The organism is Enterococcus sp. AZ080, assembly GCF_051714945.1.
Lineage (GTDB): Bacteria > Bacillota > Bacilli > Lactobacillales > Enterococcaceae > Enterococcus_B > Enterococcus_B pernyi.
In genome coordinates, this window is sequence record NZ_JBIOSV010000001.1 from 2,836,516 (window position 1) to 2,858,229 (window position 21,714).

General features: G+C 41.0%; 19 protein-coding genes. 1 reads left to right on the top strand and 18 read right to left on the bottom strand.

The window, feature by feature from the left end; translation table 11 throughout:
- Nucleotides 1–271 precede the first annotated feature (271 nt).
- The 11 genes from IGK01_RS13435 to xylA all read right to left on the bottom strand — a co-directional run bounded on the left by IGK01_RS13435 (nt 272) and on the right by xylA (nt 14,403).
- The gene (locus IGK01_RS13435; RefSeq protein WP_137072974.1) at nt 272–1,237 is read right to left on the bottom strand and encodes a tRNA dihydrouridine synthase; all 966 of its coding nucleotides are present in this window, start codon (nt 1,235–1,237) and stop codon (nt 272–274) included.
- 506 nt (nt 1,238–1,743) lie between these two features.
- Nucleotides 1,744–2,514, bottom strand: a complete 771-nt coding sequence (locus tag IGK01_RS13440) for an ABC transporter permease (RefSeq protein ID WP_010734031.1) — start codon at nt 2,512–2,514, stop codon at nt 1,744–1,746.
- A complete protein-coding gene (locus tag IGK01_RS13445) occupies nt 2,507–3,448 on the bottom strand; it encodes an ABC transporter ATP-binding protein (protein ID WP_224434316.1) in 942 nt (313 codons plus the stop codon). The genes IGK01_RS13440 and IGK01_RS13445 overlap by 8 nt, the downstream gene beginning before the upstream one ends.
- A 316-nt stretch (nt 3,449–3,764) precedes the next feature.
- Nucleotides 3,765–5,414 (bottom strand): MutS-related protein, encoded by a 1,650-nt coding sequence (locus IGK01_RS13450; protein WP_224434317.1) that lies wholly within the window; start codon nt 5,412–5,414, stop codon nt 3,765–3,767.
- 93 nt (nt 5,415–5,507) lie between these two features.
- Nucleotides 5,508–6,122 carry a ThuA domain-containing protein gene (locus tag IGK01_RS13455; RefSeq protein ID WP_153830580.1) on the bottom strand — a complete coding sequence of 205 codons (615 nt, stop codon included), beginning with the start codon at nt 6,120–6,122 and terminating at the stop codon, nt 5,508–5,510.
- Between the two features lie 42 nt (nt 6,123–6,164).
- Complete coding sequence (gene xylB / locus IGK01_RS13460) at nt 6,165–7,700, bottom strand: xylulokinase (protein WP_438840821.1); 1,536 nt, start codon at nt 7,698–7,700, stop codon at nt 6,165–6,167.
- A gap of 41 nt (nt 7,701–7,741) precedes the next feature.
- Entirely contained in the window at nt 7,742–8,791 is a 1,050-nt protein-coding gene (locus IGK01_RS13465; protein ID WP_224434318.1) for a sugar ABC transporter substrate-binding protein, read from the bottom strand.
- A gap of 25 nt (nt 8,792–8,816) precedes the next feature.
- Nucleotides 8,817–9,782, bottom strand: coding sequence for an ABC transporter permease (locus IGK01_RS13470; protein ID WP_023520548.1), 966 nt, complete (start codon nt 9,780–9,782; stop codon nt 8,817–8,819).
- Between the two features lie 41 nt (nt 9,783–9,823).
- On the bottom strand, nt 9,824–11,335 hold the full coding sequence (locus IGK01_RS13475) for a sugar ABC transporter ATP-binding protein (RefSeq protein ID WP_023520549.1): 1,512 nt from the start codon (nt 11,333–11,335) through the stop codon (nt 9,824–9,826).
- A gap of 40 nt (nt 11,336–11,375) precedes the next feature.
- Nucleotides 11,376–12,992, bottom strand: coding sequence for a glycoside hydrolase family 43 protein (locus tag IGK01_RS13480; protein WP_409173664.1), 1,617 nt, complete (start codon nt 12,990–12,992; stop codon nt 11,376–11,378).
- Nucleotides 12,993–13,095: 103 nt separating this feature from the next.
- Entirely contained in the window at nt 13,096–14,403 is a 1,308-nt protein-coding gene (xylA, locus tag IGK01_RS13485) for a xylose isomerase (protein ID WP_438840822.1), read from the bottom strand.
- Nucleotides 14,404–14,661: 258 nt separating this feature from the next.
- Between xylA and IGK01_RS13490 the strand changes: the two genes are divergently transcribed.
- On the top strand, nt 14,662–15,813 hold the full coding sequence (locus IGK01_RS13490) for an ROK family transcriptional regulator (protein WP_010734020.1): 1,152 nt from the start codon (nt 14,662–14,664) through the stop codon (nt 15,811–15,813).
- 126 nt (nt 15,814–15,939) lie between these two features.
- Here the strand turns inward: IGK01_RS13490 and tkt are convergent, their stop codons facing one another.
- The 7 genes from tkt to IGK01_RS13525 form a co-directional block, all read right to left on the bottom strand.
- Entirely contained in the window at nt 15,940–17,934 is a 1,995-nt protein-coding gene (gene tkt / locus IGK01_RS13495) for a transketolase (protein WP_023520552.1), read from the bottom strand.
- Nucleotides 17,935–18,083: 149 nt separating this feature from the next.
- Nucleotides 18,084–18,773: a D-allulose 6-phosphate 3-epimerase gene (alsE, locus tag IGK01_RS13500; RefSeq protein WP_010734017.1), complete on the bottom strand. Its 690-nt coding sequence runs from the start codon at nt 18,771–18,773 to the stop codon at nt 18,084–18,086.
- Nucleotides 18,774–19,427 (bottom strand): fructose-6-phosphate aldolase, encoded by a 654-nt coding sequence (gene fsa, locus IGK01_RS13505; protein ID WP_023520553.1) that lies wholly within the window; start codon nt 19,425–19,427, stop codon nt 18,774–18,776.
- Nucleotides 19,428–19,458: 31 nt separating this feature from the next.
- Entirely contained in the window at nt 19,459–20,559 is a 1,101-nt protein-coding gene (locus IGK01_RS13510; protein ID WP_010734015.1) for a PTS fructose transporter subunit IIC, read from the bottom strand.
- Between the two features lie 24 nt (nt 20,560–20,583).
- On the bottom strand, nt 20,584–20,898 hold the full coding sequence (locus IGK01_RS13515; RefSeq protein WP_010734014.1) for a PTS fructose transporter subunit IIB: 315 nt from the start codon (nt 20,896–20,898) through the stop codon (nt 20,584–20,586).
- 20 nt (nt 20,899–20,918) lie between these two features.
- Nucleotides 20,919–21,368, bottom strand: coding sequence for a fructose PTS transporter subunit IIA (locus tag IGK01_RS13520; protein WP_010734013.1), 450 nt, complete (start codon nt 21,366–21,368; stop codon nt 20,919–20,921).
- A gap of 15 nt (nt 21,369–21,383) precedes the next feature.
- Entirely contained in the window at nt 21,384–21,695 is a 312-nt protein-coding gene (locus IGK01_RS13525) for a PTS fructose transporter subunit IIB (RefSeq protein ID WP_010734012.1), read from the bottom strand.
- Between the last annotated feature and the right edge of the window lie 19 nt (nt 21,696–21,714).

The following is a 21,714-nucleotide window of genomic DNA, read 5'->3' on the forward strand; positions in this document are numbered from 1 at the left end:
TCCGTTATGTCATAAAATAAAACGCTCAAATAACATACGTTACATTAAATTTTCTTCATTTTTCTTTGTTTTTAATTCATTTTTTATCATTTTTCACTCAGTATTATTTACACGTGAAATATACAATCTAGATAGCCATTGTCAGCTAAAACTGAATAAACAGCCTTCAAAAGTCAATTCATTAAAAAAAGCCATGACATCCGAAAATATTTTCATATTTTTTAGATGTCACAGCTTTTTTGGCTGATTACTTTGTGAAAACTTAGACAGTTTATTCAGTTTTATGTTGAAATTCATCTAAACGTGCCCGAACTTCATCAGTGGATTTCGTGTTCATCAATTGCACACGCAAATCGTTGGCTCCTGGAAATCCTTTGACGTAGATTTTGAAGAAACGATGTAAGCCTGTGATCGAACGTGGGATCTCTTTTGCATAGTGGTCTTGTAAATCTAGTTGCAAGCGCAGTAAATCAATAAGTTCTTCTGCTGAATGCTCTTTCGGTTCTTTTTCAAAGGCAAATGGATTTTTAAAAATACCTCGGCCGATCATGATGCCATCTACACCATATTTTTCCGCTAATTCAAGCCCTGTTTGGCGGTCAGGGATGTCACCATTGATCGTCAACTTCGTTTGTGGGGCAATTTGGTCACGCAAGGCAACGACTTCAGGAATTAGTTCCCAATGTGCCGCCACTTTACTCATTTCTTTGCGTGTACGTAAATGAACAGAAAGATTCGCGATATCTTGCTTTAGTAAATGACTGATCCAATCAACCATTTCAGCTTGCTCTGTGTAGCCAATACGTGTTTTTACACTTACCGGTAACCCTCCAGCTTTTGCAGCTTCGATCAATTCTGCCGCAACCTCAGGACGTAGGATCAAGCCACTACCTTTTCCACGTTCTGCCACATTCGGTACCGGACAACCCATATTGAGGTCTATTCCTTTAAAACCCATCTCGGCTAGTTGAATACTCATCTCTCTGAAAAATTCCGGTTTATCTCCCCAGATATGTGCCACCATCGGTTGTTCATCTTCAGTAAATGTCAAACGTCCTTTGACACTTTCTTTGCCATCTGGATGACAAAAACTATCTGAATTAGTAAATTCGGTGAAATACACATCCGGCGCACCGGCCTTTTGGACAACATGGCGAAAAACCACATCTGTCACATCTTCCATCGGTGCTAATACAAAAAAGGGCGTAGGTAGTTCAGCCCAAAAATTATTCTTCATCAAGTACACTCCATTTCGCTATATAAAAAGTTCCATCAAAAACATTGTTGCCATTATACAAGGAAAAAGAAAAAGAAGCAAAGTAGAGGTTGTGAAAGGAGCGATCAGCACTAAGGCATAAGAAAGGAAAATCGAAAATGGTTGTTTCATTTTTGATTTTCCTGGCTTATGTCCGAAGTGTTGCTCCTTGAACACCGTTTATCATAGGTTGTGAAAAAAGCGTTTTGACCTGAGCAGTAAGATAGAAAATTGTAAAATAGCTTTTCATATTTTGCAATTTTTTAGCTTAATGTTGAAGGTCAGCTTTTTGAACACCGTTTATCGAGGTTGTGAGAAAGCCGGTCAGCTCCGAATATTAAGGCGGAAATTGGGAAAATAGCTTCTCATATTTTTTCAATTTCCGCCTTAATATTGAAGGAGTTGGCCTTCGAACACCGTTTATCGAGGTTGTGAGAAAGCCGGTCAGCTCCGACTTACTATTGAAGGAGTTAGCTTGCCTCGTTCGCTTAACTTCTTAACCCTCTACCTTTATTGATCAAGTACCAACACGTTGAATAAAGCACTACAATGAACAGTACAAGGATCGCAATCGAAATGAAGATTGGCACATCGGTGGTGCCTAAGAAACCATAACGGAAACTTGAGATCATATAAACAATTGGATTTACTTTTGAGATGGCTTGCCAAATCGGTGGTAACATCGAAATTGAATAAAACACCCCGCCAAGATAAGTCAAAGGTTGTAACACAAACGTTGGTACAATGGACACATCATCATAAGATTGGGCGAAAATCCCATTGATCAAACCAGCAAGCGAGAATAAGATAGCGGTCATCAATAGTGTTAATACAACGATCGTCCATGAATAGACATGTAATGGCACAAAAAATAGAGAAATCATTGTGACTAATGCACCGACCAAGACACTCCGTCCCAACCCACCGATCACAAATCCCCAGATGATGACATGTGTTGGTACAGGGGCAACTAAAATCTCTTCGATATTCTTTTGGAATTTTTGTGAAAAGAATGAAGAAGAAACATTTGAATAAGAGCTTGTGATGGCGGACATCATGATCAATCCGGGAACAATAAATTCCATGTAGGAGAAACCACCCATATCACCGATTCGTCCCCCGATCATTTTCCCAAAAATGATAAAATACAAAGACGTAGTGATCACTGGTGGTACTAGCGTTTGTACCCAGATACGCATATAGCGATTGGTTTCTTTGATTGCTAAACTTTTTAATGCAGTAAAATAAAGATTAAACATTTTTCTTCGTTGCCTCCATATGATAAGTTTCTTCCGTAATTTTCAAGAAAAGTTCTTCTAAGCGATTGGATTTATTGCGCATAGACAAGACTTTGATCCCTTGCGCACTTAACTGTTCAAAGATCCCATTCACTCCTTGATCACGCTCCACTTCAACCGCAAGTGTGCGTTCATCTTCTAAGATACTTGTATAGCCAATGATCTCTGGCTTTTTATCATAAGGTGCTAAGTCAAAGATAAACGTTTCAAATTGTAATTTGGAAAGCAAGGCTTTCATAGAGGTATTCTCAATCAGTTCACCCGATTGGATGATTCCAATATTTCGACAAAGCATTTCTGCTTCTTCCAAATAATGAGTCGTCAAAATGATCGTTGTTCCTGCGTGATTCAATTCACGTAGAAATTCCCACATTTCTCGTCTTAATTCAATATCGACACCCGCTGTGGGTTCATCTAGAATCAATAATTTGGGTTCATGCATCAATGCACGGGCAATCATCAATCGTCGTTTCATCCCACCTGAAAGCATCCGCGCACGAACATTGCGTTTCTCCCACAAATTAGATTGTTTAAGATATTTTTCACTACGTTTCAATGCTTCATTACGGGCCACGCCATAGTAACCCGCCTGATTCACGACGATTTGTTGCACTGTTTCAAACGGATTGAAGTTGAATTCTTGGGGCACTAAGCCGATTTGTTGTTTTGCTCGTACTAAATCTGTATCCAGATCATAGCCAAATACTTTCACTTTTCCCGATGTCTTATTCACTAATGAAGTGATGATCCCGATCGTTGTTGATTTCCCTGCACCATTTGGTCCCAATAATGCATAAAAATCTCCTTCTTCAACCGTCAGATCGATGCCTCGGAGTGCTTCCACACCTGTCCCATATATTTTTCTTAACTCATTTATCTCAAGAGCATATGTCATTTTTTACTAACTCTCCTTATTTTGTCTGATTTACTATTTTAGCATGTAAAGAGGTTGTGAGAAAGCCGTTAAGCTCCGAATAGTAAGGCGGAAATTGAGAAAATAGTTCCTCATATTTTTTCAATTTTCGACTTACTATTGAAGGAGTTGGCTTTCGAACACCGTTTATCTAGGTTGTGAGAAAGCCGTTAAGCTTCATGCAGTAAGATGAAAATGAAAAAACCACAAGTCCTTCCAGAAAATAATTCTGTCGTCTCTGTGGTTTTCATTATCAATGATGGTTATTGACTAAATACTTTCAGCTTGGGCTTATTTCTTACTCCACTACCCGCCATTGGCGATGTTGATCAAAATAGGCGGCTTCTGCTTGTGCCTCTTTCACGATTGCTGTAGGATACTTCAGCACATCTAATAATGCGATGGCATTTCTTGTCTTAGCAGGTCCTTGTTTTAATTTAAAGTCAAAGCTGATCCCCTTCTCAGGCGTCACTTGCTCTTCAAAATGGACATTGGCACAATCTTTTTTCAAGATCTCTGTCAGTTCGATATCATGTGTTGCGACAAAGGCTAAAGAAGGGTAATCACTCAACCAATTCACGATAGCTGCTGAAGACGCGATCCGTTCAATCGTATTTGTCCCTTTCAAGATCTCATCGACAAAGCAATAGCAACGTTCTTTTGTTTCCACTTGCTGTAATAAGCGCTTGATCGATTTGATTTCTGAAACAAAGTAACTATCGCCTTCAAACAAATTATCTTCGATCGCCATCGAGGTCAAGACATGACCGGGTTGGATCGTGAAAGATTCGGCTAAAGCAGTTTGGATCGTTTGCGCTAAGATACAGTTGATGGCAATACTTTTGACGTACGTCGATTTTCCTGAAGCATTCGAGCCTGTGACCAATGTGTTCTGTTGCCAATCGATGGGATTGACGACTGCCTCTGCAATCAGAGGGTGATACGTATCCTCTGCCATAATCCCGCCTTCTGCAAAGTCTGGTTGACAAGAATAGGGCATGTAGGTGCGATAATTCAATACTGCCGCAGCTACTTCTAGCTCTCCGAGTAATTGCCATAATTCAATCGCTTGTTCCGTTTTCTTTTCCAATCGGCTAATGACAAAATGATACGAAATAAATGGCAACATGAACATCATATTCAAGTAGTCAAAAAACAACTCCGCTTCTGAGCCATTTTTCACTCGAAATGAAAAACCGAACTTAGGGATTTCTTTTAAAGGCTGAACATTTTTTTGTAACTCTGCTTGTAACGGTGTGGCAAACGTAGCTATTTTTTTCGCCGCAGAAATCGTAGAAACAAGATAGCTCATACTATTAAGTTCTGTTTCGAGTGTTTGCTTTTTTATCAAGTAATAAACCGTATTGAATAACACACTAATGATCGCGAGATAAATGCCGATCACTTGTCCAAGTAAAAACAAGCCTAAACCAATGAGTGGTAACATGCCTAAAAAGGCAAATAGCCCAATATGACCAATTCTTTTGCTTTTGCCATCTGCTAAGTATTGTTTGGCAAAATTCCGGTCTTTTTTTCCAATTCGTGCAAATTGATATTGGATTTCTTCTCTCAACTTAGGATTTTCTTGATAGAAAGTAATCAACTTTTCTAGACGCTGATCTTGTCCAAAATCAAAATTACGCAGTCGCTGATAAAGCGCTTCTGAACCCACACTTGAATACGTATGATTGAGCGTTTCGAATACTTCAAACATATCTAGGTCATACCAAGTCAAGTCATCGACTTCACTGTCCCACGTGCGAAACTTTTTTTCTGTCTGCCAAGCTTCTTTTAAGCTCTCCTCCTTATCAAATCGTACTTGATATGGAAGCTTCCCCCATTTGTAACGGATATCTGCTCTTAATTTTTTTCGCGAATTGATTTCTAAGACAATTAAGATTCCAATGATGCCGACGATCAGGAGCATGATAAATTCTGTTTGACTCATAAATTTTCTCCAATCTATTGAATACTTTAAGTATAGCACTGATTGGAAACATAAATGGACTTATAAAAAAACTATCCTTCTTTTTCACCGTATTCATGTTGATTCTAGACACCAACTAATTCCATCGAAAAGTACCATTTGATTTCCTTCATGTTGCAATCCTTCTGAAAAATGTGCAGGAGTCATACAAAAAACTTTACCTTTACCATACAGATGTCGCCAAGCGGCAATCGATTCACCATAGTGAGAAAAGCTGTGCATCAGAACTTCCGTTTCGCCTATAGCTACCTCAGTGAAATAGTGTTCGTCCCATATTTTATAAGACTTACCATTTGGTTCTCGATAGGTTACTTCTGTAGGTTTGGGATGATGAAGGAAGCGCCCCCGCAACATCTCACTAAACGCAGAGTGGATCGGGTAGCTAGAAAGTCCTGAATGATACGCAATCAGGCTTCCGCCACCCGCTACATACTTGGTGATCAACTGATCGTATGTTTCATTTAACCAAAAAGCGTCATTTGTTTTGGGTGCTAACCGATTTTCCTTTGAAAGGAGGAATAAATCAGGTTGCTCATGTAATGCTTTGGTTAGTTGCTCGATCGTCAGATCAGTCATCTTTAGTTCTTGTGGGAAGTGCTTAGCGATCCCCTGAAAATAGTTGACTAACGGATCATGCGGATGGTAAAAATCGCCTAACAACGTGATCATTTTTTTCACTAGGAACACTCCTTTCACTTAGGTACTCGTTTATTATTTTTCGTACATGTGACAAATTTCCTTTGTACATTCGTATACTTTACGATAACGCGCATACACCTTTTGGTAAATTTCCACTTGTTGCGGGTTCGGTTGCACAGGGGATTGGTAGGAAACAAAAACACTTGCACATTCGTTCAAATCAGTAAACCAGTCACAGCCTACTGCTGCTAACATAGCGGCGCCAAGCCCAGGTCCTTGTTCGGTGGTTAAAGTAACGATCGGTCGATTGAAAATGTCCGCTTGCATTTGGAGCCACGTCTGATTTTTTGCGCCGCCACCGACTGATACGATTGTTTCGATTTTTTGTTGGGTCATCTCTTCCATGATCGCTTGGGAGTCCTTTAGAGAGAAGGTAACCCCTTCTAGCACGCTACGGGTAAAATGTTTCAATTCGTGTTGCGTATCTATCCCAATAAAGCTTCCTCTGATTTGACTATCACTGTAAGGCGTCCGTTCCCCTACGATATAAGGAGTGAACAATAAGCCATTACTGCCTGCATCAACACTTCCGATTTCTGATAGCAACTCGCTGAAGGAACGATTAGGAGCAAAGCGCTGTTTGAACCAACTCAAGCTGTCGCCAGCTGCTAAGGTCACACCCATGGAATACGCGGCACCTGAGGCATGATGGAAGAGATGGAGCTTCCCTTGATAGTCTCTATCCACATTTTTTTCGTAACGAAGGAATACTCCACTTGTGCCGATGGAACATAATCCAAGACCTTCTTCTAAAATACCAGCGCCAACAGCGCCACAGGCATTGTCGGCACCGCCTGCAATCACTTTGACTGGCTTGGTAAAGCCGTATCTTTCTTTTAATTCCTCTTTCAATGTCCCCACCACGTCAGTAGAAGCCACTAAAGGAGGTAAGATGGCTGGATCGATCCCAAATTCTTCTAAGATTTCTTCATCCCACTGCTTCGTTTCTTGATCCAGCAGTAGTGTGCCAGCCGCATCTGACTCGTCCATATGATACGAACCAGTCAACCAGAATCGTAAATAATCTTTCGGTAATTGAATGTGTTTGACCTTTTCCCAACTCGCTGGTTCGTGTTCTTGGACCCATAAGATTTTCGGTAGTGTAAATCCTTCTAACGCTTTGTTTTTCGTGTGCTGTAACAACTTATCCCCCATTATTTCAGTGATTCGTTGACATTGTGGTGTCGTACGAACATCATTCCATAAAATAGCTGGTCTTACAACTTGATCGGCTTCATCCAAAAAAACTAAGCTGTGCATCTGTCCAGAAAAACTGATGCCTGCCAATTCATCTTTAAGATCAGTCACTTTCCCTAATAATTCTTTCAATATTTGATCTGCTGCTTTGAGCCAATCCGCCGGTTGTTGCTCGCTATACCCCATCTGTGGATTGCTCATAGGGTAAGAAGCAACTGCTTCTGCCACTAACTTTCCTTTTCGATCAAACACTAGGCCCTTCAAGGCACTTGTTCCTAGATCTAAACCTAATACATACATGAATCGTTCCCCTTTCCGACAAAAACAAGCGAAAGAAACAGTCCGTTCCATCAAGACACCACCTGTTCCTTTCCACTGATTACATACGCTTTTTATTCTGTTTCTTCTGTACTTTCTACTGAAGAATCTTCTACTGAGTCTGTTTTCACTTTACTTTTTTCTTTTCCATACTCTTCTAACTCTTCAGCTAACACATAGTTGACATCGATCGGAATTGTTGCGTCAATTGTTTCACCGTCGATTGCTTTCACTAAATTCTCGATCACTTGATAGCCGATTTGGTACGCATCTTGGTCAACGATCGCTGTGATTCGTTCGTCCGCTACTCCGCTTAACCAAGTGTCCGTATAATCAAATCCATAATGAAACACCTGTCCTGCTTTTCCTTGAGATTCTAATGCACTCATCACACCGACATTCGGCCCTTCTGAACCTAATGAAAAGACAGTGACTAAGTCTCTATTCGCCGCAATGTAGCCTTCTAATTGTTTTTTAGATTCTGATGGTTGATCATTGTCTTGGATCGTCGCTAAAAACTTAAAGTTCTCAGCATCTTTTCCATAGATCTCTGCAAAACCTTCTTTCAGTCCTTTTTCACGATCGATCATAGTTGGTTGTGCGACGTCCACACAAACGATGGCGATCGAACCACCGGTAATGCCTTTTGCCTTCATTTCTTCAGCCGCACGTAACCCTAATTCTTTTCCAGCTGAGACATTGTCTGTACCGACGTAAGCTGTCCGATCTTCAGGATTTTCTAAATCGGCATCAAAGGTGATGACTGGAATATTTTTATCCATGGCTGCTTTGATTGGATCAACGAACGCTTTTTTCTCAATCGGTGCAATGGCGATTCCTGCTACGTTTTTGGCAACTGCTTCTCTGATAAAGCCGATATGTTTCTCTTTCTTACTTGGTTCAGCAGAAGGAGATGTTTTCGTGACCAATGTATAGCCCAATTCTTGTGCCGCATCCTCTGCTCCTTTTTTCATGGGGTTCCAATAAGCCCCGGTGTCTACGATTGGAATGAAATACAAGGTCTTTTCGCTATCTGCATCTGCAGAATCACTCGTACTACATCCTGTACCAACTAATAATAACGCAACGAACATACTGATGACCCAAAATGATTTTTTTAACATGGTCTTTTCACTCCTTAGATTATAATTATGACTGACGACTTGCTCGACGTTTCAAATAATCAATGATGATTGCTAAAATAATGACTAGACCGGTCACTGTATCTTGTAAAAATGAATTTACCCCCATCAATGTCAAGCCATTTTTAAATACTTGTAAGGTTAAGATACCTGCTACCGCTCCGCCAATCGTGCCGATTCCACCGCTAAATGATGTACCACCCATGATAGCTGCCGCCATTGCGAACAAGTCTAAGCCATTCGCATCTTTGGAAGCGCCACCATTTAAATTCGAAACAATCAACAAACCAGCGATGGCTGCTAACATTCCTTCAATCATAAACATCTTGATAATATGTTTATCCGTATCGATACCGGATAGTCTGGCTGCTTCTTGATTTGACCCTACCACATAGGTATATCTTCCCAAACGCGTATTTTTCATTATAAAAGCAAATACAATGATGATAATTAAAAAAATCAAGGCATTGCTTTTGAACATATCCGTACCAATCGGCGTTTTCGCTAAGCGATTGAACCACTCGTTTTCGGAACCGATAAATTGTTCGTCCGTGAAAAAACCGAGCATCCCTTTGATGACATAACTTGTTCCTAACGTTAAAATAAACGAAGGCAAATCAAATTTCTTGATCAACAAAGCGTTCACCGCGCCTAACATTGCCCCTGTCAATAATGCCAGAAGCACAACGACTGGCGCAGGCATTCCTTGATTTGCCGCATATAAACCGAGCATTCCTGATGCCATTCCGACATAACCAATTGATAGATCCACATAGCCGCAAATCAAAATCATCGCATAAGCAACAGTTAAAATGCCTACCGGTGGAATTTGTTGGAAGAAATTTTCAATATTGAATGTGCTCAAAAAATTCGCATTTGCAATTGAAAAATATAGGACTAAAGCAATTAACACTAAATAAACAGAGTAGTTCATAAAAAGTGACTTGATCGTTAACTTGTTTCGTTTTTCCATCGTTCTCTCCTTTGTTTACATATCCTCTAACTGAAGAATCGTTAATGCTCATTAAGCGTAGCATAGGTCATAATCAATTCTTGCGCCTCATCTTTTCTGTCCTGATACTCAGCGACGACGACTTCTCCTGTAATCTCACCTTCCCGAAAAACATGGATTCGATCGCAGATCCCTAATAATTCAGGGATTTCCGAAGAGACGATCAAAATCGTTTTCCCTTGGCGTGCCAACTCATTGATGATCGTATAGATTTCTGATTTTGCCCCCACATCAATACCTTTTGTCGGTTCATCAAAAATATATACTTGATTTGTTGTATTCAACCATTTTGCTAAAACGACTTTTTGCTGATTCCCACCAGAGAGACTGGCAACTGGACGCGCAATATCGCTGATCTTGATCTTCACGTCTTGTACAAACTGATGAGCCGTTTGATTAAGTGATTCATGTTTTAATACAAATCCACCTAGATTCGTTATCGTGATATTGTCTTGGATCGAAAGACCAAGAAACAAGCCTTGGTGTTTACGGTCTTCCGTTAGTAGTCCAATTCCTTGACGAATCGCATCCACCGGTGACTTGATCACTACCGGCTGGTTCGCCAATTTGATTTCACCAGATTTTGCTCGATCTGCACCGAAAATCAATCGCATCGTTTCGGTTCGACCACTTCCTACTAACCCCGCAAAGCCCAATACTTCCCCTCGTCTTGCCTGGAAGCTAACATTTTTCACCCGCCCAAAAGAATCAGAAAGATTCAAAACTTGTAAGTAAGTTTCTCCTAATTGGGTAGGTTGTTTCGGATACAGATCGTTGATTTCTCGCCCAACTAAGCGAGCGATGATTGCTTCTTCAGACAAGTTTTTCACTTCATCGGTCAAGATATATTCCCCGTCGCGCATGATCGTGATTCGTTCACCTAATTCAAAGATCTCTTTCATCCGATGGGAGATGTAAATACTGGATACACCTTTTTCCTTCAATCTGCGAATGATAATAAACAAAACTTCGACATCTTTTTCAGACAAAGAAGTCGTTGGCTCATCAAAAATGATCACTTTGGCGTTCAAACTAAGCGCTCTGGCAATTTCAACTAATTGTTTATTGGCAGTAGACAACGAAGCAACCAGTGTAGTAGGAGAAATCGCAGATCCTACTAGATTCAGCCATTGTTGCGTGTCTTCATATAATTTTTTGAAGTCAACAATTCCTAACGCCTTATTTTTATAGGGCAAACGACCAATAAAAATATTTTCTGCCACAGACAAATCTTCTGCTAGATTCAACTCTTGATGAACAAAGGCAATCCCTAATTCTTGTGCGAAGTCAGGAGTCATTTTAGGGATTTCTTTCCCTTCAAATATGATTTCTCCTTCGTCCTTATCGATCAATCCAGCAAGAATGTTCATTAAAGTAGACTTACCGGCTCCGTTTTCTCCCATAAAAGCATGGATCTCGCCTTTATTTATCTCAAGTCTTGCTTTTTTCAAGACGTGGACAGGGCCAAAACTTTTTTCAATATTAGACATTGAAAATAAACGTTCTTTTTCCATGAAAGATCTCCCCTCTTACTCCTGAAGCGACCACACTGTCCTATTCACTTTGCTTTTCCCGATAATCAAAATAATCAAAAACAGCTGGTAAATCATATCCTGAGTAATCGATGTTGACCATTCCCACAAATGCACCCGTAAAAAATCCACCATGGGTTTGGTTGACATATTCATCGGATAGTACTTTTGCGTCTAACTGGATCGCTAATTCGATCCATGTTTTTCCGTCAAACGAATAAGCATATGTGTAAGTTTCTCTTCTGACGATCGTTTTGAAATAAACAATTGTTACATCCTCTGGAATTGGAATGACCTGTTCCTGCAAATAACTTTTGAATACGCCTTGATTATTCTCAGTGAGTTCAATGACACGACCTTTTTCTTCGTGCCAAGTAACTTGGATCATCGACCAATGTTGCGAATTGTAATAATTCGTCAGCCCTGCCATTTGCTGGAAGGTCGTTGGCGAATAGCTCAATGCAGTTTCCGCTTCAAACTCAAATGCTTGCCAACGTCTAGCAACTAGGGAGTTTCCATGTGTATTGGCTAAACTTCCGGCACCTCGTAATGTCAGCTTTCCCTCTTTCAAGATGCCGATGTCCTTCGTAAAAGGGACACGTACTGTTTGAAATTGTGGTGGCAGTTCGCTTTGTTCGAAGTTAGTCCTTTCTGGCAGTTTTTCATAAGGGTGAGGTGTCACTCCTTTAGGTGCTTCCACCTCCATGCTCCCTTGCTTTCCACCAACGATTTCTGGCCACAATTCTTTAGACCATGTCACCTTTTGGATCGCTGTTTCTCTGCCTAATGTACACCAGCCACGAGGATCATGGATGGATTCATTTTTGTGATGCCACGGTCGACCAGTCAAATGGGCAAAATACCATTCGCCTTCTGGTGTATCGACTAATGCACCATGCCCGCATTTTTGCAACGGATTTTCTGGAGAATCATAGGCAGTTAAAAAGGTCTCTGCTTGGCTTTCAAAAGCTCCTTCTAAAGTTTTTGACCGTGCCACCACTTCTTGGTGCGTATAGACGGTACCACCTTCTGCACAAAACAAATAATAATAACCAAATAACTTATACAGATGTGGGCCTTCCACTAATTTCACGTCAGTTCCTTTCCAAATGATCTTACCTGTTTCCGGAAGTAGACGTTGCTCTTCTACTGAATATTCGGTGCATTTGATCCCGTTAAATGGATGATGGTATTCGCGATGATCCCATTCCATTTGAACTAGGTATTTGCGGCCATCGTCATCATGGAAAAGAGAAGCATCGAAGCCGACACCGTTCAACCGGATCGGTTGACTCCATGGACCAGTGATCTCTTCTGCAGTAGTCAAATAATTTGTACAATCTTTGAACGCTCCATTGACCACTTTGACATCGGTATAAACTAACCAAAATTTCCCATCCGCATAAGAGAGATCGGGCGCCCAAATCCCTCCTGAATCTTCATTGCCCTTCATATCCAACATCTCGACAGAAGCCAATGGACGTGCCACTAAACGCCAATCCATCAAGTCCTGCGACTCATAGATCTGAACGCCTGGAAACCATTCAAACGTTGAGTTGGCAATGTAATATGTTTCTCCCACACGCACAATAGACGGATCAGCATGAAAACCTGTTAATACTGGATTTTTAATTTTCATCGTACACCTCACTCTATTTTTTTAGGAGAATCCCTTTCAACCATCCAAAGGAGTCAGTGACATCTATCCTTAGCTAACTGAATGAGACTCTCCATAAGTTGGATTAAACTAAATAATCATTCAAACAAGATTTGACATATTCGATATGGCTTGATTCCAGCTCGATATCTTTCAACTTCAATGCATAGTGAGCCAAACTTTCCAAATCTTCCTTGTCGTTGACAATGGATTCCCCAATGCCTTCTTGGAACGTAGCATAGCGTTTCTCTTTTAAGGTATCGAAGAAGCAATCCTCTTTTAATTTCGCAGCTGCCTTCAGCCCTCTAGCAAAGGTATCCATCCCTGCGATATGCGCTAAGAATAGATCTTCCATGGCAAAACTGGAACGACGGACTTTCGAATCAAAATTGATTCCTCCTGGTGCGATACCGCCATTTTCTAAGACACCATACATGGCCAATGTGACATCATAGACGTTCGTTGGAAACTCATCAGTATCCCAGCCAAGCAACACATCCCCTTGATTCGCATCTAGGGAACCTAACGCGTTGTTGATCCGTGCTACTTCGATCTCATGTTCAAACGTATGCCCAGCTAACGTTGCATGATTAGCCTCTAGATTCAGTTTGAATTTCTCTTGTAAACCATATTTTTGAATAAATTGTAAAGCCGTTGCGGCATCAAAATCATATTGATGTTTACTTGGTTCCATTGGTTTTGGTTCAATCAAGAATTGTGGCGTATGACCGATTTTTTCACTATACGCGATCGCCATTTTGAACAAACGTGCAATATTATCTTGTTCAAACGCCATATCCGTATTCAACAACGTTTCATACCCTTCACGACCACCCCAGAATACATAATTTTGACCGTTGAGTTTTTTTGAGATGTCTAAGCCTTTTTTGACTTGAGCAGCAGCATAGGCAAAGACATCCGCATGATTCGTTGAAGCTGCACCATTCACGTAGCGTGGGTGGCTGAACATATTTGCAGTATTCCAAAGTAGTTTGATTCCCGTACGCTCCATCTGTTCCTTGATCAAATCGGTGATTTCATCTAAGTTTGCATAGAATTCTTCTAAACTATCCCCTTCAGGCGCGATATCGACATCATGGAAACAAAAATATTCGACACCTAATTTTTCTAAAATCTCAAAAAAGGCCGCTACTCGATTTTTTGCGGTTTCCATTTCAGACGCACCTAGCCACGTTCTTTGATTGACTGGTGAGCCGAATGGATCACTGCCATCTTGTGTCATGGTATGCCAGTAAGCAACAGCAAATCGTAAATGCTCCTTCATCGTTTGACCGGCAACTACCTCTTCTGGATTAAAATGGCGAAAAGCAAAGGGATTGGTTGTCGTTGTACCTTCATATTGGATTTTTTCTATTTGTGGAAAATAGCTCATAACATATTCCTCCTAATTTATTCATTCTATATTAGTTAGTTTATCTAACAAACTAACTTAACAAGCATATAGTATACGCTTTCATAATTATAGTCAAGTTATTTTTTTATTATTATCAAAGCATTTATATTCGAATGAAGTTAATTTATTTACTTTACAAAACGAAATAGCTATAGATAAATAACTAGAAAAATAATGAGATTACCAGTATACTTTAGAACGTATCCTCATTACATAATGAATAGGAAGTGATTTACTTTGAAAAATCCAACGTATACTCGACGGAGCCCAAATGAGTCTCTCTGTTTAGAATTGATTATGAATCAACCCGCTCTTTCTCGTGCAGAGCTTTCAGCCATAACTGGACTAACCAAAGCAACTGTGTCCTCTATTGTGAAAAAATTGATCGATGATCAACTAGTCATCGAGACCGGCATTGGAGAATCTAGTAATGTCGGTGGACGTAAACCGATCATTCTTCAATATAATGGAAAAGCTGGCCTCTCTATTTCTATTGACATCGGCTATAATTACATCCATGCTCTCCTTACTTATCTAGATGGGGAAGAGATCCAACATATCCAAAAAAAGCCAATCACATTAGATGAGGAAGCCATCCATCTGTATCTTTCAGAAATCTTCACGTTATTTGAACAACATCTTCCGACGACAGAATATGGAATTATTGGGGTAGCAATTGCCGTTCATGGCCCTGTCTACCATGGTGAGCCGATTTTTGGCCCACATTACAATTTCGATCACATTCCTTTTCGCAAAATAGCTGAAAAACTGAGAGACTATCCTGTCTATTTGGAAAATGAAGCAAATCTGGCAGCTTTAGGTGAGTATAGCTTTACCTCAGATTCGGAAAATCTTGTCAGTATCAATATGCACAGCGGCATTGGTGCAGGAATCGTCAAAAATGGGAATTTAGAGGTTGGTGCCCATGGTTTTGCTGGTGAAATCGGTCATCAGATCATCGTGATGGACGGTAAGGAATGTCGCTGTGGCAACCGAGGTTGTTTGGAGATGTACGCTGCCAACAAAGTTTGCTACGATCGGTTTGCTCAGAAAAAAAACCTAGACTATGTCAATGGCATCATCCTTAGAGAATACTACCAAAACCAAGATCGTGATGCGCGACAAGTCGTAGAAGAAAATATCAACTACTTGACGATCGGTATCAACAACTTGATCGCCCATTATGACCCATCGATCATTATTTTGAATAGCTCACTTTATCGCGAAATACCTGATATGATCGAACAATTAAAAGGGAATCTGCACAATCATTTTTCGAATCAATTAGTCGTCCGCAACAGCTCTTTGAACGAAAAAGCGACACTTCTAGGAGGATTGGTCTTAAATCTCCAACACTTTTTAGAAATCAAACACCTGAAATTAAAATAATCATGAATCAATAAAAAAATCTGCCAAACCGGAAAACATTGAATTCCAGTTTGGCAGATTTTATCTAAATAAAGTACGTGTATCTTTAACTTGAAATTTTAAATAGTAAAAGAACAAAAATACCTTCTACAATTGATCAAACACTTCAACAACATGTTCCACTGTAAACTGATAATTTTGGATGATCGTTTCCCCAGGTGCGCTCGCACCGAAACGATCAATCGCAATGATTGCCCCTGCTGTTCCCGTATAGCGCTCCCAGCCAAATGAAGCAGCCATTTCGATAGAAACACGCTTCGTCACTGCTTTTGGCAAGACACTTTCTTGATATTCTGCAGATTGTTGTTCAAACAAATCAAAACTTGGCATAGAAACCACTGAGACATCTTTTCCTTGTTCCGCTAATACTTTTTGCGCTTTGACCGCTAGATTTACTTCTGAACCTGTCGCGATCAAGATTCCTTCTGGTTGTTCCCCTTTAGCTGGAGACAAGACATAGGCACCTTTTTTAACCATATCATCCGCCACTTCTTTTGTTGTTGGAAGAACTGGTAGATTTTGACGACTCAAGACTAAGATCGTTGGTGTATCTGTCGATTCCATCGCAACTTTCCACGCCGCACGAGTTTCGTTCCCGTCCGCCGGACGTAAGACATGGACACCTGGCATACTTCTAACCGAAGCCAATTGTTCCACTGGCTCGTGCGTCGGGCCATCTTCACCAACTGCCACAGAGTCATGGGTCAAGACGAAAATAACTGGCGTGTTTTGGATCGCTGCTAAACGCACAGCTGGTCGCAAGTAATCGACAAAGACAAAGAATGTTCCCCCATAGATCCGAGTACCACCATGCAATTGGATCCCGTTCATCGCTGATGCCATCGCAAACTCACGAACACCAAACCAAATATTGCGGCCTTCATAGTGTTCAGGCGTGAAATCTTTGTCTGCTGTCACCATCGTATTGTTTGATCCAGATAGATCGGCAGAACCACCCCAGAAGCTTGGGATCGCTTTTGATAATTCTTGAATAACTTCTTTACTTGAGACACGACTCGCTTGGCTTTCACCTTCGTCGTACGTTGGAAGTTCGGCATCCCAATTCTCTGGTAACTTCCCAGCAAAAGCATCTTCGAATTGTTGCGCTAATTCTGGATACGCTGCTTTGTATGCTGCGAACATCTCACGCCAAGCATTTTCAGCTTTTTCGCCTTCTTCAACCATCGTTTGACGGAAGCGTTCCGCCACTTCTTCTGGTACGGTAAAGTCAGGGTATTCCCAACCATAGATCTCTTTGGCTTTTTGAATGCCTTCTAAGCCAAGTGGTGCGCCGTGAACCGCAGAAGTTCCTTGGTTTGGTGCACCAAATCCGATGACCGTTTTCACTTCGATCAATGTCGGTTTGTCTGTTTCGGCTTTCGCTTCTTCAATTGCTTTTGAGATAGCTTCCAAATCATTGCCGTCTTTGACCAAGATATGTTGCCAACCATAAGCTTCATAGCGTGCGCCAACATTTTCAGTGAAGGCTTTTGAGGTTGGTCCATCTAAAGAAATATCGTTTGAATCGTATAAAACGATTAATTTTCCTAATTTCATATGTCCAGCCATCGAACTTGCTTCTTGAGACACACCTTCCATCAGGTCGCCATCGCCACATAACGCATAGGTATAATGATCAACGACGTTGAATTGATCTTTGTTGTAGGTCGCTGCTAGATGCGCTTCTGCCATTGCCATCCCCACAGCCATTGCGATCCCTTGTCCTAACGGACCAGTCGTTGCTTCGACGCCGTCCGTATGGTTGACCTCAGGGTGTCCTGGTGTTTTTGACTCCCATTGACGGAATTGTTTCAAGTCATCAATCGTCACTTGGTACCCTGCTAAGTGCAACAAGCTGTACAACATCGCTGAACCATGTCCCGCAGATAAGACAAAACGGTCACGGTCTGCCCAGTTTTTAGAAGTTTTCGGATTCACTTTCAAGTGTTTCGTCCAAAGGGCATAAGCCATTGGCGCGGCACCCATTGGTAACCCCGGATGTCCTGAATTTGCTTTTTGTACTGCATCGACACTCAATGTACGGATCGTATTCACACCAAGCTGATCTACTTTATCAAACAATATAATTCCTCCTTATTCGTTCCTATAAAATAATACCTATTCTTTAATTTTCACTTTGAAAATAAGACAGAAGAATCAAAAATGAATGAGGCATTCTCGATTTTCCTGTCTTATTACTCGATGGTGACCGGCTTTCTTACGACCTTCTCTTACCCGATCGTTTTCCCAGTCATTTCTTCATAATCGGTTTTCATGATTTCCCATGACTTTTCGATTTTTTCATCTAAACCAAACAAGCCACTGCGACCGACGATATAAATATCTGGTCCTGCTGCATCGATTCGTTTGAAGGATTTACGGTTGGAAGAGCCGTCCATTTCAATCACATAGTGATACCCTTTTTCTTCGCGTAGTTCGCGTAAAGCAACGATCTTATCCAGTGTACTTTCAATAAACCGTTGTCCAGCAAATCCTGGATCGATCGTCATGATCGTGATTTTATCGACCAATTCGATGTATGGGAAGATGGCTTCGATCGGTGTTTCTGGGTTCAAAACGACGCCAGCTTTTAACCCTGCGTCATGGATTTGATCGATCAAACGAAAAGCTAAACCATCTAATAATTCGGCGTGCATACAGATCCATTCACACTTTTGCTCGATTAATTGATTCACCCAAAAACTTTGATCTTTAACCATTAAGTGCGCAGACATCGGTAGATTACTGATTTTACGTACCTCATCAATGAACCATGGAGATAATGTGATATTTGGTACATAATGACCATCCATGATATCGATATGGTAAGAATCGACATGATCATTTAAAAATTCGATTTGTTCTTTGAACTTATCCAAGTCCATCGTCATCAATGAAGGTGAAAATTCCACTTTTCCCATTTATTTGTTCCCTCCTTGAAAGCTTTCCCAGTCCGCCATGAATTGCGCAATCCCTTTATCTGTCAATGGATGGCTCCACAACGTTTGGTACAATGATGGCGGTACAGTGGCAATGTGTGCGCCAACTAAACTCGCTTTTTCCACATGTTCCGAATTACGGACACTTGCTGCAATGATTTCTGTAGAAAACCCGTAAGTATCTAGTACTTCACGTAGTTTTGCGACAAGCTCGATCCCGCTCGTTCCGGTATCATCTAATCGACCTAAAAATGGTGAAATAAATGTCGCACCTGCTTTTGCTGCTAGTAACCCTTGCGCCACAGAGAAAATCAATGTGACATTGGTCTTGATCCCCAATTTAGATAATTCGTTCGTCGCTTTCAATCCTTCTTCTGTCATAGGGATCTTGATCACGATGTTTTCCGCCCATTGGACGATCTCTTTCGCTTCTGCGACCATGCCGTCTGCTTCCAAACTAGTCACTTCTGCTGAGACAGGTCCGTCAACGATCGAACAGATTTCTTTGATGACTTTTTCAAACACGCGTCCTTCTTTGGCAATGATCGTCGGATTGGTTGTCACCCCATCGATTAAACCTAGCGCATTGATTGTTTTGATTGCTGTTACATCTGCTGTATCTAGAAAAAATTTCATCGATTTTGCCCCTCTTTTTTACGCACTTATTTTAAAAAATCTGAATATCATCTAAACTGATATCTTCTTCCTCTTTCTCTACTACTAAGTCCATTTCTTCTTCCGGCACGTTCTTTTTGATCACAGCTAAAACGACGGCTGTTACTAAGACGTTCACTAAGATTGCGATCACACCTGCCCATGGTCGAGACATCGTTGGGATCATCAAGACACCACCGAAAGGAACCGTTGCATCCGCACCTAAGATCATCGTTGTTGCACCACCAGCAAATCCACCGATTGCTGTTGCGACTACGCCACGTACGATATCATTCATAACTAAAGGAATCACACCTTCAACAATATTGATGACACCCATTGGTACGGCTGATTTCAATGTCTCTACTTCCACTTTTGTATAGATATTCTTGCGGAACATTTTGGCGATAAAATAAGCTAAACCAAAGCCGATCGGTGTGGCTGTATTGACTAATTGCAGTGCGGTAATCGGGCCATTCAACCCTTCCGCTTGCATCGTCAACACAAAGGCAAATACGGTTTTGTTGATTGGACCACCGTAGTCGATCCCACTTAATAAGCCAATCACACCACCAAAAATCAATAAGGAAGAATTGCCTAATCCATCTAAGAAATTCGTTAATAATAGCGTTAATGCTGCGATTGGCGCGCCAATGATATACACCATGACTAAGCCACCAACAATTGAAGCAATAAATGGAATAATCAATGTTGGCATCAATCCTTTTGCCCATTTTGGTACTTTGACATGTTTTAAAATACCTAAAACAAGATAACCTGCTAAGTAACCACCTAAAATCCCCCCAATAAAACCAGCACCAATTGCATTTGCTGTTAAACCAATAATGAAACCTGGTGCGATCCCTGGTTTAGCTGCAATGGAATAAGAAATCCCAGTAGCGATCACAACTGGTAATAATCCTAAACCAGCGCCACCCATCGTTGCTAACGCATCCCAAATCGAAAACTCACCTTGTACAAGTGTTCCTTGACTTGTTCCGCCAAAGGCCATGCCGATTGCAATCAGGAATCCGGCACCACATACGATTGGAATCAAATATGAAATCGCTGTCAATAAATGTCCTTTTAAATTTAACTTTTTAATTGCCTCCATTTTTTGTCTCCCCCATTCTGGTAATTATTGTTGCACGACTACTTCTTCTACTTTTTCAATCAACTTACTCGGTGATTTTACAGCAACTTCTGTCGGTACTTGGACGATTCGTTTTCCTTCAAAACGTTCACGACCACTGATTTTGACATCTACAGCTAAAATCACGACATCTGCTTGACTGATTTGCTCTGCTGTCAATTCATTTTCGATCCCGATCGTTCCTTGTGTTTCCACATGGATCTCATGCCCGGCCTTTTTTGCGGCATTCTCCAACTTTTCTTGCGCAATGTACGTATGAGCGATCCCCACCGTACATGCTGCTACTCCAACGATTTTCATTTTTTCTTCCTCCTCACTCTCTATCCAAATGCAGCGACTACTTCATCGATTTCTCTTGCAGCAATCAAACGTTCCACCACTTCATCATTTCCTAACTTACGGGCAAATAAGGACAACAATTTCAAATGTTTTTGCGCACCTTCCGTATCGTCTCCGACTGCAAACAAGATGATGCCTTTCACACCCTTACCGTCTAATGTCTCCCAAGGAATTTCATTTTCAGTCACCCCAATCGCCACACCGACCTTCTTCACATACGCACTTTTTCCATGTGGAATAGCGATATAATTACCGATCCCTGTTTGACCTTGCGCTTCTCGCAAATAAATATCTTTCACAAACGCTTCGACATCCGTAATGTATTCTTGTTCATACAAGCGATTGGCTAATTCATATAAGACCGCATCTTTCGTTTTTCCGTTTAAGTTCGTTTTGATGATTGTTGGATCAATGATTTCTTTGATCTCCATTTTCCTCACTCCTCATTAGTTACTGACAACTTCCATTGCTTTTTCGATTAATTTGTTTGGTGATTTTACCGCGATCTCTGTTGGTACTTGGATGATTTTCTTTCCTTCGAAACGTTCCCGTCCACTGATCTTGACATCCACTGCTAGAATCACGATATCCGCTTGGTCGATGGCTTCTTGTGGCAATTCATTTTCAGTCCCGATCGTTCCTTGGGTTTCGACATGGATCTCATGACCCGCTTTTTTTGCTGCATTCTCTAATTTTTCTTGTGCGATATACGTATGGGCGATTCCCACTGTACATGCTGCTACTCCAACGATTTTCATTATTGGTTCCTCCAATTTT

Excerpts from the sequence above, each read along its gene's own strand:
- xylB (WP_438840821.1), bottom strand. The coding sequence starts at position 7,700 with ATGGAACGGACTGTTTCTTTCGCTTGTTTTTGTCGGAAAGGGGAACGA.
- IGK01_RS13520 (WP_010734013.1), bottom strand. The coding sequence starts at position 21,368 with ATGGAGATCAAAGAAATCATTGATCCAACAATCATCAAAACGAACTTA.
- IGK01_RS13515 (WP_010734014.1), bottom strand. The coding sequence starts at position 20,898 with ATGAAAATCGTTGGAGTAGCAGCATGTACGGTGGGGATCGCTCATACG.
- IGK01_RS13445 (WP_224434316.1), bottom strand. The coding sequence starts at position 3,448 with ATGACATATGCTCTTGAGATAAATGAGTTAAGAAAAATATATGGGACA.
- IGK01_RS13450 (WP_224434317.1), bottom strand. The coding sequence starts at position 5,414 with ATGAGTCAAACAGAATTTATCATGCTCCTGATCGTCGGCATCATTGGA.
- IGK01_RS13440 (WP_010734031.1), bottom strand. The coding sequence starts at position 2,514 with ATGTTTAATCTTTATTTTACTGCATTAAAAAGTTTAGCAATCAAAGAA.
- IGK01_RS13470 (WP_023520548.1), bottom strand. The coding sequence starts at position 9,782 with ATGGAAAAACGAAACAAGTTAACGATCAAGTCACTTTTTATGAACTAC.
- IGK01_RS13435 (WP_137072974.1), bottom strand. The coding sequence starts at position 1,237 with ATGAAGAATAATTTTTGGGCTGAACTACCTACGCCCTTTTTTGTATTA.
- IGK01_RS13510 (WP_010734015.1), bottom strand. The coding sequence starts at position 20,559 with ATGGAGGCAATTAAAAAGTTAAATTTAAAAGGACATTTATTGACAGCG.
- fsa (WP_023520553.1), bottom strand. The coding sequence starts at position 19,427 with ATGAAATTTTTTCTAGATACAGCAGATGTAACAGCAATCAAAACAATC.
- xylA (WP_438840822.1), bottom strand. The coding sequence starts at position 14,403 with ATGAGCTATTTTCCACAAATAGAAAAAATCCAATATGAAGGTACAACG.
- IGK01_RS13480 (WP_409173664.1), bottom strand. The coding sequence starts at position 12,992 with ATGAAAATTAAAAATCCAGTATTAACAGGTTTTCATGCTGATCCGTCT.
- IGK01_RS13525 (WP_010734012.1), bottom strand. The coding sequence starts at position 21,695 with ATGAAAATCGTTGGAGTAGCAGCATGTACAGTGGGAATCGCCCATACG.
- alsE (WP_010734017.1), bottom strand. The coding sequence starts at position 18,773 with ATGGGAAAAGTGGAATTTTCACCTTCATTGATGACGATGGACTTGGAT.
- IGK01_RS13465 (WP_224434318.1), bottom strand. The coding sequence starts at position 8,791 with ATGTTAAAAAAATCATTTTGGGTCATCAGTATGTTCGTTGCGTTATTA.
- IGK01_RS13475 (WP_023520549.1), bottom strand. The coding sequence starts at position 11,335 with ATGGAAAAAGAACGTTTATTTTCAATGTCTAATATTGAAAAAAGTTTT.
- IGK01_RS13455 (WP_153830580.1), bottom strand. The coding sequence starts at position 6,122 with ATGATCACGTTGTTAGGCGATTTTTACCATCCGCATGATCCGTTAGTC.